The organism is Arthrobacter sp. AZCC_0090, assembly GCF_014207375.1.
Taxonomy (GTDB): domain Bacteria; phylum Actinomycetota; class Actinomycetes; order Actinomycetales; family Micrococcaceae; genus Arthrobacter.
The window spans coordinates 382,453-394,393 of the sequence record NZ_JACHEE010000002.1; the positions used below are offsets into that span (position 1 = coordinate 382,453).

8 protein-coding genes are annotated in these 11,941 nt (G+C 64.7%); 3 read left to right on the plus strand and 5 right to left on the minus strand.

The annotated features are described in order from the left end of the window. Nucleotides 1-340 precede the first annotated feature (340 nt). The 5 genes from HNP00_RS04420 to HNP00_RS04440 all read right to left on the minus strand — a co-directional run bounded on the left by HNP00_RS04420 (nt 341) and on the right by HNP00_RS04440 (nt 6,522). Nucleotides 341-2,194 carry an ABC-F family ATP-binding cassette domain-containing protein gene (locus HNP00_RS04420; RefSeq protein ID WP_184736338.1) on the minus strand — a complete coding sequence of 618 codons (1,854 nt, stop codon included), beginning with the start codon at nt 2,192-2,194 and terminating at the stop codon, nt 341-343. 66 nt (nt 2,195-2,260) lie between these two features. Next, nucleotides 2,261-3,238, minus strand: coding sequence for a 4-(cytidine 5'-diphospho)-2-C-methyl-D-erythritol kinase (locus tag HNP00_RS04425; protein WP_184736340.1), 978 nt, complete (start codon nt 3,236-3,238; stop codon nt 2,261-2,263). Beyond that, complete coding sequence (gene rsmA, locus HNP00_RS04430) at nt 3,235-4,116, minus strand: 16S rRNA (adenine(1518)-N(6)/adenine(1519)-N(6))-dimethyltransferase RsmA (RefSeq protein WP_184736342.1); 882 nt, start codon at nt 4,114-4,116, stop codon at nt 3,235-3,237. The genes HNP00_RS04425 and rsmA overlap by 4 nt, the downstream gene beginning before the upstream one ends. Nucleotides 4,117-4,223: 107 nt before the next feature. Further along, nucleotides 4,224-5,369 (minus strand): resuscitation-promoting factor, encoded by a 1,146-nt coding sequence (locus tag HNP00_RS04435; RefSeq protein ID WP_184736344.1) that lies wholly within the window; start codon nt 5,367-5,369, stop codon nt 4,224-4,226. A 268-nt stretch (nt 5,370-5,637) separates the two neighbouring features. Beyond that, the gene (locus HNP00_RS04440; protein WP_184736346.1) at nt 5,638-6,522 is read right to left on the minus strand and encodes a TatD family hydrolase; all 885 of its coding nucleotides are present in this window, start codon (nt 6,520-6,522) and stop codon (nt 5,638-5,640) included. Nucleotides 6,523-6,729: 207 nt separating this feature from the next. Between HNP00_RS04440 and HNP00_RS04445 the strand changes: the two genes are divergently transcribed. From HNP00_RS04445 to HNP00_RS04455, 3 genes are read left to right on the plus strand one after another with little or no spacing between them, the layout of a single operon-like run. After that, a complete protein-coding gene (locus tag HNP00_RS04445; RefSeq protein ID WP_184736348.1) occupies nt 6,730-7,806 on the plus strand; it encodes a MoxR family ATPase in 1,077 nt (358 codons plus the stop codon). A gap of 23 nt (nt 7,807-7,829) precedes the next feature. After that, complete coding sequence (locus tag HNP00_RS04450; RefSeq protein WP_184736350.1) at nt 7,830-9,248, plus strand: DUF58 domain-containing protein; 1,419 nt, start codon at nt 7,830-7,832, stop codon at nt 9,246-9,248. Next, the gene (locus HNP00_RS04455; RefSeq protein WP_184736352.1) at nt 9,245-11,821 is read left to right on the plus strand and encodes a DUF3488 and transglutaminase-like domain-containing protein; all 2,577 of its coding nucleotides are present in this window, start codon (nt 9,245-9,247) and stop codon (nt 11,819-11,821) included. The genes HNP00_RS04450 and HNP00_RS04455 overlap by 4 nt, the downstream gene beginning before the upstream one ends. Nucleotides 11,822-11,941 lie beyond the last annotated feature (120 nt).

The window sequence follows — 11,941 nt, forward strand, 5'->3', positions numbered from 1 at the left end:
GGATGCCCCGCCGACGCGCAAAATTCCTGTCGACACCGGAATCCGCGCATCGAATTACACGTCCCGAGTCGCCAGAACATTTGGGAGTCGAGAATTGCCGAAGTTTCACCGCCTTGAGTTCCACGGACCCCGTCCCCATCTCACGTCTGGCGGACGACGGCGGCAGTCCGCCGCCCCTTAACCGCCGGAGGCGGTTCTTCCGAAAGGAGCGCATCGCAGCGCAACGGGCCGAGGAGCTCGCTCAGCGAGCGACCGGGCCCCTTGCGTTGTGTCTAAGCGACGCGGAAGGGCCGGCTCCGGCACGCAAGGTGAGCGACACAGTCCGGGTTAACTGGGCCGCTCACTCCCCCAGCACCTCGGCCGCCTCGAGCCATTCGAGCTCCAAGCCTTCTTTTTCTTCGAGGAGCTCCTGGAGCTTGGCGTTGAGTTCGCCAAGGGCGTCGAAATCGCCGGATTGGGACTTGGCCGCCATCTGAACGTGGAGTTTCTCTTCTTGCTGGGCGATTTTGCTTAGCTGCCGGTCGATCCTGTTCAGGTCCTTCCGCGCTTCGCGCTTCTCTGCCTCGCTCGGGCCGGAAACGGGAGCAGCCGAGCCGCTAGCCGCCGTCGGGCTACTGCCACCGCCCGCGCCACCGCTTCCGCTCGACGTGCCGCCGGTCACCGCGCCGCTCGCAAGCGCAGCTTCGCGCAACTCCAAGTACTGGTCCACTCCCCCCGGAAGCCCGCGCAGCTTGCCGTCGCCCAGGAGTGCCATTTGGGAGTCCGTGACGCGCTCCAGCAGGTAGCGGTCGTGGCTGACGACGACGAGCGTGCCTGGCCAGCCATCCAGGACGTCCTCGACGGCTGCCAGAGTGTCGGTGTCGAGGTCGTTAGTGGGTTCGTCGAGCATGAGGACGTTGGGTTCGCCCACCAGCAGGCGCAGGAGTTGGAGCCGGCGCCGCTCCCCACCGGAAAGGTCGGTCACTGGCGTCCACTGCTTTTCCTTCGTGAAGCCGAGCTGCTCCACTAGCTGGCCAGCCGTGAATTCCTTGCCACCCACGCTGAAGGAGCGCTTCTCGCGTTCGATGACCTCGATCACGCGAAGGTCCGAGACGTCGTCGAGCTCCTTAACATCCTGGCTGAGGACGGCGGTGACAACAGTCTTGCCGCGCTTGACCTTGCCGGAAGTCGGGGCGATCTCGCCGTTGAGCAGCCGCAAAAGTGTGGACTTCCCGGCACCGTTGACACCCACCAGCCCGAGCCGCTGCCCCGGCGCCAAGCGCAGGGTGACGTTGTCGAAGAGCTTCTGGCCGGCGTCGCCGCCCAGAAAATCCAGGGAGACGCCTTCAAGGTCCAGTACATCCTTGCCGAGCCGCGCGGTTGCCATCTTGCTCAAGGCCACGGAGTCGCGCGGATCCGGAACATCGGCGATCAGCTCGTTGGCGGCTTCGATGCGGAACTTGGGCTTCGACGTGCGGGCCGGGGCGCCACGACGCAGCCACGCCAGCTCCTTCTTGACGAGCTGCTGCCGTTTGCTCTCGACGACGGATGCGCTGCGGTCGCGCTCGGCGCGGGCCAGTACGTAGGCCGCGTAGCCGCCGTCGAACGGGTCAACCATGGCGTCGTGCACTTCCCAGGTTCGGTTGCAAACTTCGTCCAGGAACCAACGGTCGTGGGTCACCACAAGGAACGCGCCCTGGTTGGCCCGCCAGCGGGTCTTCAAGTGCCGAGAGAGCCAGGCGACGCCTTCCACGTCGAGGTGGTTGGTGGGCTCGTCGAGCATGATCACGTCGTGGTCTTCGATGAGCAGCTTGGCCAGGGCGACCCGGCGCTTTTGTCCGCCAGAGAGGGCATGCACGTTTGCGTGCCAGTCGACGTCGGCCACGAGGCCGCCCATGATTTCGCGGATTTTGGGATTGGCGGCCCATTCGTGGTCGGCTTGGTCACCGACGATCGCGGCCCCGACCGTGAGGTCGCCGTCGAGCACGTCGGACTGGTCGAGGTAGCCGACATTGACGTCGCCACGTTTGGTCACGCGGCCGGAATCCGGCGTCGAGCGCAATGCCAGCAAGCGCATGAGCGTGGATTTACCGTCACCGTTGCGCCCGACCATGCCGATCCTGTCGCCGTCCTCCAAACCAAGGGTTACGCCGTCGAGGATGGTGCGGGTTGCGAACGAAACGGTGAGGTTTTCACCGCCGAGCAGGTGGGCCACTGGGTACTACTTTCTAGTGTGAATAATCAGGGGAATTGCTACTGGTCGAATCGCCAGCGCGAGTTGTCATAGGAGGGTATCGGAGATAATCCGGGCGCCAGGAACCGGGCCGTGAACAGCAAGGGCGTTGTGCCCCAGATGCCGCAGGTCGTCAGCGAGGCCCTGGGCCGCGGAAGGGTTGTGCGCCAGCAGGGCCACAGTGGGGCCGGAGCCGGAAACAATCCCGGCGAGGGCGCCGTTCGACTCCCCTAGCCCGATAGTGTCCCGCAATTGCGGTGCCAGCTCGATCGAGGCGCGCTGGAGGTCGTTGATGAGGACCTTGCTCAGGGCGTCCGGATCTCCGTTGCGCAGTGCCTGCAGGATCTTGGCATCGACCTCCACCGGTTCGGGGATGTCGAGTCCTTCCGCATTCCGGAGCCTGTCCAGGGTATGGAAGACCTCGGGCGTGGAGAGTCCGTAGTCGGCGCAGACGAGGACCCAGTCCATCTGCGCTTTTGCGAGGGCCGGGGACAGGTCGTCGCCGACGCCAAGCCCGACGGCGGTGCCTCCAAGCAGCGAGAACGGCACGTCCGCGCCCAACTCAGCCGCAAGATGGGCCAGTTCTTCGCGTGACAAGCCACTGTTCCAGAGGGCGTCGCAGGCCAAGAGGGTCGCCGCTGCATCAGCGGAGCCACCTCCCATGCCTCCCGCCACCGGGACGCGCTTGGTGATTTCCAAATGCACGCCCGTGGCCTTCTCCGAGACGTCCCTCATGATGGCGGCAGCCTTGTGGGCCAGGTTCCGCTCATCCAGGGGAATGTCCACCCCATCGAGGTCCAAAGTGCTTGCCGGACTAATGCTGACCGTGATTCCCGGCCCCTCAGTACTCGTAGCGGCTACTTCCTCGTACAGGGACACCGCGAGATACACGCTGGCGACCGAGTGGTAGCCGTCGGGCCGCAACGGGCCAACGTTGAGGGAGACGTTCACCTTGCCGGGCGCACGGACCCGTACAGTCCGTGCGACGAAGCGGCCGCGGTTCACACCGCTGATTGCCGGATTCATGCGTCCAGGGGGTGGCGGGCCTCGGCGATCCGGACAAACGCGTTGATATCGAGGACCTCTCCGCGGGCAGTTGGATCAACGCCGGCGGCCACGATGAAACGTTCGGCCTCGGCGGCGCTTCCAGCCCAACTTGCCAAGGCCGCCCGGAGCGTCTTACGGCGCTGGGCAAACGCGGCATCGATGACCGCGAAAACCTGCTCGCGGGTGGCGTGCGTCGCCGGAGGGGCGCCACGCGTGAAGGACACCAGTCCGGAGTGGATCTTCGGGGCCGGCCAGAAGACATTCATGCCAATCACTCCGGCCTTGCGCATGTGGCCGTACCACGCAGCCTTGACCGAAGGGACGCCGTAGATTTTGGAACCCGGGCCCGCGGCCAGCCGGTCCGCCACCTCGTCCTGGACCATGACGAGCCCGTGTTGCAGGCTCGGGAAATGCTGGAGCAGGTGGAGGACCACGGGCACCGCCACGTTGTAGGGCAGATTGGCCACGAGGGCGGTGGGTTGTACAGGAAGTTCCGTGACCTTCATGGCATCGGAGAGGACAAGGTGGAAATCATCCACGGCGTCCGGGCGCCAGGCGCGCACCGTCTCCGGCAACTTGCCGGCGAGTACCGGATCAATTTCGACGGCGACAACAGCTTTGGCGGCGTCAAGCAGGCCTAGCGTCAAAGAGCCCAGTCCTGGCCCGACTTCCAAGACGGTTTCCTGGGGGTCAATACCGGCGGCCGAGACGATTCTCCGGATGGTGTTGCCGTCAATGACAAAGTTCTGGCCCAGTGTTTTGGTTGGGCGGACACCGATTTCTTCGGCGAGCCGTCGGATGTCCGCAGCTCCCAGGAGGGGTGCGACGGCGGCGTGTTCGGAATTCGGTTCAGTCACCTAGGTATCGTATCGTCTGCCCGACTCGCGGCAGCGCCGTTCCGCCATCTTCGCTTGCGAAAAGGCCGGGCCCGGAGATTCCGGACCCGGCCAATTTCACCGACGCTTTAGCGGGAAGCTGCCCAACCGCAGCCCCAGGGAGAAAGGCCGCGCTGCGCGTAGACGCGGTTGGCGATGTCGATCTGCTGGGCCTTGCTGGCCTGGCTTGCGTTGGGAGCATACGCGCCACCGCCGGAGCCGATCCAGGTCTGGATGTCGAACTGCAGGCCGCCGTAGTAGCCGTTGCCGGTGTTGATGGCCCAGTTTCCACCGGACTCACACTGGGCGATCTTGTCCCACATGGCCTCGTTCGGCGCGCCGGTTGGTCCGGAGGCGACTGCCGCGGCGGGCTTGGGGCGCTCCTTGGTACCGACGGTCACCTTCGCGGAAACGGGGTTGACCGTGACGTCCGAGGAGACCAGGGTCCGGGATGCTTCACGACCATCGACCAGGACAAGCTTGAACTTCTTGCTGAGCAACCCGAGGACGCCTTCCTGGGTCACGGTTTTCTGGTCAGTGAACTGGGCCGGGTCTTCCGTGGTGACGGTATCGAATGGAACGTTTTCCGTCTCAGTGGCGGTCTTGCTGGTGTCCACACGGGAAACCTTGATCACCATGTTCTGGACAACGGGGGCCGAGTTGGGCTGAGAAACACGGTCGTTGGGGCCGAGCACGACGCCGGCATCGCCGAGGACGGTGGCGACGTCGGCCGCCGTCGTGGTCTTTGCGGAGCTCTGCCCGTCCACGATCAGGCTGACGGTCTTGGGCGTCATGATCGAGACGAACGATCCGGAAACTGCCAGCTGGGTGTCTTTTGGCTGGGAGACGGCCGAAGCGCTCGCGACGCCTAGCTCGGAAACGAGCCCCTCGACGTTGGGGGCGGTTGTGTTGACCGTCCGCTGTGCCCCGTCAAGGCTGACAGTGACGGCCTTGGCCAGGTTGACGTTGATGATGGAGCCGTTCTGCACCGAGGTATCCAAAGCCGGGGAAACCCGGTCTTCGGCCTTCAGATCGACCTTGGCTGCCTTGACCACTTGGTCAACGGTGTTGCCGAAGGTCTGGACGGAACTCACTTTGCCGTCGACGTTGAGGGTGACTGACTTGTTGTTGCCTGTGAAAGCAACCACTCCGAGCACCAATGCCGAAAGCACCAGCAGCTGCGCACCGACTTTGACGAAACTGAACTTGCCGTCCGTGGTGAAGAACTTAACCATGTTTGCCCGTAACTTTTGGACCATCCGGGCACGGGGAAAAGCGCACAGGGGCCTCCTGCCGCGGTCCTTGAGTACAGGCCGAAGCCATGCACGAGGACTGCAGCGGAGTTGTGCGCCGCCACACTCAATTCAACTGAAAACACCCATTGCGAACGGAGTTAGTTGTCCGAAGGCCTTCCCCGACCCCGGCTACTTGTTACCCACTGTAACCGAAGCGTTATAAAGTGACCAAGATTTTTACATACTGAGTATGCAGGTCGATTGCAGCTCAGTCCCATGATCCGTAAGTTGCCACAGTGTTTTGAGCCAGTTGGGAACATAACGTGGAGAGCTCGGTTCCTGTCACCTCAGCCATGGAACGAACGGTGTAAGGCACCATGTAACTCGCGTTGGGGCGGCCCCGATGGGGATGCGGCGTCAGGAACGGGGAGTCGGTTTCGACGAGCACGAGTTCCGGATCTGCGATGGCGAGCGCGCCCCGCAGGTTTGCAGCGTTCTTGAAGGTCATGGTGCCGGCAAAGGACATGTACCAGCCGTTCATATTGCAGATCCGTGCCAGTTCCGCATCACCCGAGAAGCAATGGAACACTACCCGCTCCGGGGCGCCCTCTTCCCGGAGAACTTGGACGACGTCGTCGTGGGCATCACGGTCGTGGATCTGGAGGGTGAGATCGAGCCTCTTCGCGATGTCGATGTGGCGGCGGAAAGAATGGCGCTGGTGCACCAGGCCGTCGCCGTGCGTGCGAAAGAAATCAAGCCCGGTTTCGCCGATCGCGCGGACCCTGGGATGGGCCGCCAGTTCTTCGATCTCGGCGAGCGCTGATTCCAGCTCTCCACGGCCCGCGTAGACAGGGGCGTCGTTGGGGTGAATGGCGACTGCACCGAGGAGACGCCGGTCCGCGTCCAGCGCTCGGACCGTGAACCGCGATGACTCAAGGTCGCAGCCCACCTGCACCGCCCCTTGGACACCCACGGCCTCGGCGGCGTCCAAGGCATCCGCGACCGCTATTTCCAGCAGACCGTGCCGGAAGTCGAGATGCGTGTGGTTGTCCATCACCGGGACCGGCAACGGCTCGGGAGCCGGCGGGTATTCCTTGCGGGATTCGCCGGTTTCAGGCGCGCGGTAGGGAGCCGGTGGGAGGGAATTGCACATGCTCCCACCCTATCTTTCCTTCCTGAAACCCTCCGGATCCCCCCTGTATCCCTTCCTGACCCGGCTCATATCCCTTCGCGACCCTCCCTGCGGGATCTACCTCTGTCTGCGGCGGGCCTAGGCTGGGTAGTCTGGTACAAAAGGCGGTATTTCCCGGCCAGGGCACCGCGGCCCGGCAGGGGTTCTGTCATGGCTGAGGGGTTGTCCATGGATTCAAAGCGACACGGTACCGTTGATGAGCCATTGCTGCGGGACGAGGCTGTTGTTGCCTTGCCGCCCGAACGCGAGACGTTCAACGGTCACAAGCCGCCGGTCATGGATCCTGCGCAATTCCACGCTGCCAGCGAGAAAATCTTGGCGGCAATCAACAAAGTCATCGACGGCAAAGCCGAAGCCGCCAAACTTGCCTTGACCGTGCTCTTGGCCCAAGGCCACCTGCTCGTGGAGGACGTTCCGGGGGTCGGCAAGACCCTGCTCGCCAAAACCCTCGCGCGCACCATCGATTGCAAAGTCAGCCGGATCCAGTTCACCCCGGACCTTCTTCCTTCAGACGTCACGGGCGTCTCCATCTACAACCAGTCATCACGGCAGTTCGAGTTCCGGATGGGCGCGGTGTTCGCCAACATCGTGATCGGAGACGAGATCAATCGGGCCTCGGCCAAGACCCAGTCCGCCCTACTCGAATGCATGGAAGAGCACCAGGTGACGGTGGACGGGCACTCCTACCAGTTGGCTGAGCCGTTCATGGTGGTTGCGACGCAGAACCCCATTGAGATGGAAGGGACGTATCCCTTGCCTGAAGCACAGCGAGACCGGTTCATGGCTCGAATTTCCATGGGCTACCCTGACAAGCTTTCCGAGATCGAGATGCTCGAGACGCATCAGGCGGTCTCACCCCTCGCGAAAGTCACTCCCGTGGTCACTTCTTCGGATGTCGCCGCAATGATCGCCTCGGTGCAGCAGGTCTTCGTCTCCCAATCCGTCAAGGAATATACGGTTGCCTTGGGCCGGGCGACACGGGACAGCGCCCGCCTCCGTCTCGGAGCCAGCCCGCGCTCCCTCTTGCAACTACTGCGGGCGGCCAAGGCGACTGCCGCTCTTGACGGACGGGATTTCGTCCTTCCGGACGATGTCATGTCCGTGGCCGAATCGGTGTTGGCGCACCGCATTATCCTTGACCGCAAGGCCGCGAGTTCCGGTGACACACCACAGAGCATCATCCGGGCGATCCTGGGCTCCCTCCCCGTCAGCCAGGATGCTGGCGCGGAACACCGCGGCAACTAAGCGGGCGTCCAGAGGGGGCACACATGGCACTGATGGATCTACTTCCCAAGCATCTGTTCACCACCCGTGGCTGGGGGCTGCTGGCCAGCGGGGTGGGTTCCCTGCTCCTGGCCCAAATCATGGGCAGGCGCGACCTCCTGGCCCTCGGCATCCTGCTGATAGTGCTGCCGCTTGTATCCCTTGCCGGGGTTCGCGTCCTCAAGCCGCGCTTTCAGGTTTTCCGCGAATTCAACCCGTCTTCCGTTGAAACGTCCTCCACGGCAACGGTGCGGCTTGCCGTGGCACGGACGGGCGCAGCCACGGGGCCGGTGATCATGGAGGAGCAGTTGCCGCCGCGCTTCGGTGAACCTCCGGCCTTTCGGTTTCCGGCCCGTGCCGCTTCCGGCGGCACCAGCCGCTATGAGTACCATTTGCGCTCCGGCAAGCGCGGCCAGTTCAGGATCGGCCCGGTCACGGCTGAGTTCTGCGATCCCTTCGGCTTGTCGCTGCACCGGCACGCGATCGACGACGGCGACATCCTCACCGTGACGCCTGCCGCCGTCGAGCTCCCCGCCACGGGCCTCGCGGGCGCGCGCGGAAACGACGGGGTGACTGCCACCCGAATCCGCGCGAATCCCAGCGACGACGACGTCATGACCCGCGAATACCGTCATGGCGACCCTATGCGGCGCGTCCACTGGGCAGCGACCGCGCGGCATGGAGAACTCATGGTGCGGCAGGAAGAATCCGTTACTACGCCCGAGGCGACCATCATCCTGGACCAGCGCTATTCCGCCTTTGTGTCGGGTTCCGGGGCCACGTTCGGTCCGGCCCACGAAGACGCCTTTGAACTGGTCAGCAGCGACAACTTCGAGTGGGTAGTGACGGCGGCCATGTCGATCAGCGCCCACCTTGCCGATCGGAACTACTCGCTGAGGTTCCTCGATGCAGCGGGTAATCCTGCGTTCCGTAGTTCCCACTCTGCGCCGGACCCCGAAACCGAGGAATTCAGCGGATTGGGCGGCCTGCAGTCCATTGGCGAGAGCCTTGCAGCAATTCAGCTCACTGGCGCACGGCACGTCCATGGTGAGCACCGCAAGGAAGCCTCCGGCGTCGTTGACGGTGCTGAGGCGCCCTTCGACGACCACCTGATGGACAAACTGGCAGCACACCGCTTGCGTGGCCCCATTCTCGCTTTGCTCGGCAATATGCCGCTCGCCGAGGCCCGGGCGTTGGCGCCCGCCGCTGGCTACGGAGCCAATGCCTTTGCACTGGTGGTCACAGACCATCCCCGCCATGCCCAGCCGATCATCGACGCCTTGAAGCTGGGCGGCTGGCGGGCAGTCGCCGTCAACTCGAGAACCGACCTTCCCGCCGCATGGGCCGGTTTCGATCAAGGAGAGATCCTCGCCGCGGCTGCCGCAGCGATGGACGTCAGGCGCGGAGCGGCGGTACCGCGATGACCACCACATCCCGGCACGAGACGCCAGGACGGACCCCGAGCGCGGCGTCGGCGAGCACCGGTGACGCTTCGCGCCGTGGCCCAGGACAGGCGCCCCGCACACGAAAGCCGGGGCCGGGAGCCTACCCGTGGGCGATGTCCGCAGCCATCGCCATCGCCGTGCTCGGGACGGCGCTCTCACTCAATGGAGTCTTCAGGGGCTGGGCATGGCTTGTTCCGGCAATCACCACGGTGTGCACCGTCGCAATGACGTTGGCTGCTCTCCGTGCATTGAGGGCGCATTCGCTGCTCACCACGTTGGGCGGGCTCGTCTCCTTGGCGTTCATCCTGGCCTTCACCTTCTTCCGGCAACAGAGCATCGCGGGCTTCGTCCCCGCCGGTGAGACATTTGACCAGTTCGGCAAGTTCCTGAAACGCGCGGGCGAAACGCTCGTCTCGGAAACTGCCCCCGTGGCCCCGAACGCCGGAATCGTGTTTGTCGCGTGCGCGAGCCTTGGCCTGGTGGTTGTCCTCATCGATGCTTTGGCGGTGCCGCTAGGGATGCCTGCCACGAGCGGTTTGGGCCTCCTGGCCGTCCTCGTTTTCCCGGCCACGATCAAGCCGCAAGGCGCGGGGTTGCTCGGATTCCTTGCCGCGGCCATCGGATTTATCTTGATCCTGGGGTGCAGCCAGTGGTTCGCACCAGATTCGCGGTTACCGACGGACAACGCGCGCGGCACAGGGCAGCTCAAACGATCGATGGTGATCGGTGCCGTGGCCCTGGTCCTCGGGCTCCTGTTGCCTCTTGCGATTCCAGGCTTCGAGCGCGGAACGTTTCCGGTGGGCTCGCGCCTGAACCCCTGGGGCGTCTCCAACGGCTTGAACCCGATGATCACGCTCGGCAACAGCCTGCGGAACCCCACTGGCGATGGCCGCATCACCTACGCCACGAGTTCCACGGCCCCCGTGTACTTGCGCTCCGTCACCATTGACAGGTTCGACGGCGATACCTGGGCGCCGGACGACCGTGAAGCTTCCCGGCGCCTCGGACCAGGCCGCATGGCACCGGACTACCCGCTCCCCTCCGATTTGGTGCGCCAACTGACGGTGGTCGATACCGGGCAGTTCACCAGCCCTTATCTGCCGGTTCCGTATGCCCCAACGGCCGTGAACGGACTGAGCGGACGCTGGTCCTGGGATCCCGAAACCCTCAGCATCCGCGCCGAGGACACCAACACGAGGAACCAGCAGTACACGGTGTATTCGGCGCTGCCCACGCTGACGTCGGCGTTGCTCAGCCAGGACAATGCCCGGCCCACCTCCATTTCGCAGGATTTCATCCAGTTGCCAAGCAATGTGCCTGACATTGTGAAGAACACCGCCAAGACCGTCACTGCAGGCGCCAATGGTAACTATGCCAAGGCGATGGCGATCCAGGACTATCTGCGCTCGTCCCAGTTCAGCTACTCCCTGCAGGCTCCGGTCCAAGGCGGCTATGACGGCAACGGTATGTCCGTGCTCGCGGATTTCCTCGAACAGAAGAGCGGCTACTGCGTCCACTTCGCCTCTGCCATGGCCGTCATGGCGCGGCTCGCGGGAATCCCGAGCCGCATCGCCGTCGGCTACGCGCCAGGCCACTCCACCGGGGTTACCGTTGCCGTCGCAGGACAGGAACCCCTGCCGGAGTTCGAGGTGGATGCCCGTGACGCCCATGCCTGGCCTGAACTCTATTTCGAAGGAGTGGGTTGGGTCGCGTTTGAACCGACCCCTTCACGCGGCGTGGTCCCGCCCTATGCATCCGAACCGGCGTCGGCGGGCAGTCCGAGCACCAACCTGCACGACGAAAACCTGACCCCGGGATCCTCGACCCCGCAACCGAGCGCTTCGGCGGTCCCGCCGCTTGCGGGGCCTGGCGTCGGAACGGGCACGTCCACCGGCTTCGGAACTGTCTTGTACGTCGTCGCCGGGGCGCTCCTCCTCGCCGTGATGGCAGCCTCCCCGCGGCTGGTCCGCTCCGCCATCAGGGCGCGGCGCCTGAAGCCGCCACGGGCCGGGCAGATCCGTTCCGGAGGCGGCGCCGGGCCGGCCCCATCCGGGGACGGCCCTGCCCTGGCCTGGGCCGAGCTTCAGGATCTCGCCACCGACTACGGCATACCTCCCGTGCCCAGCGAAACGCCGCGGCACTTCGCGGCACGATTGCGCAACTCGGCTGTGCTTGGGGCATCGGCCGCTGCGCTGGCGGGAGCTGCTGACGAGACTGCCGCCGACAACGCCGGGCAGCAGGCGGTTGCATCACTCGCCGGCGATTTCGAACGGCAGCGTTACGGTCCCCCGGGCGATCCCGCAGCGAATGGCGCAGCGGAGCAAGCGAACGCGGCCGCAGCCCGGATCGTGGCGGTCCGTGCCGCGTTCCGGCGCAACGCCTCCTGGATCGCGGTCCTCCGTGCCGATTGGTTCCCGCCGTCCTTGATGTCCAGGTGGTTCCAGCTGCTGTGGTCGCCCTTCCACTGGCTGGGTGGCATTTTGGCGGCGGCAGCACGCCGGGTGGCAGCATCCTCGCAAAGGCTTTTCGGCTCCATCCGCTGGCGGCGCTAACCCAACTAGTCCCCACCGGCTCCAAGCCTTCGCAAGCTCAGGCAGGGACCCTTGCCGGCGGGTCCCACGGCCAGGGAACCCTGGCGGCGTGGGCCCCCGCATGATGTCGTTCTGGGCCCC

Coding starts and splice junctions, on each gene's coding strand:
- HNP00_RS04455 (WP_184736352.1), top strand. CDS start 9,245: ATGACCACCACATCCCGGCACGAGACGCCAGGACGGACCCCGAGCGCG.
- HNP00_RS04445 (WP_184736348.1), top strand. CDS start 6,730: ATGGATTCAAAGCGACACGGTACCGTTGATGAGCCATTGCTGCGGGAC.
- HNP00_RS04435 (WP_184736344.1), bottom strand. CDS start 5,369: ATGGTTAAGTTCTTCACCACGGACGGCAAGTTCAGTTTCGTCAAAGTC.
- HNP00_RS04425 (WP_184736340.1), bottom strand. CDS start 3,238: ATGAATCCGGCAATCAGCGGTGTGAACCGCGGCCGCTTCGTCGCACGG.
- HNP00_RS04450 (WP_184736350.1), top strand. CDS start 7,830: ATGGCACTGATGGATCTACTTCCCAAGCATCTGTTCACCACCCGTGGC.
- HNP00_RS04440 (WP_184736346.1), bottom strand. CDS start 6,522: ATGTGCAATTCCCTCCCACCGGCTCCCTACCGCGCGCCTGAAACCGGC.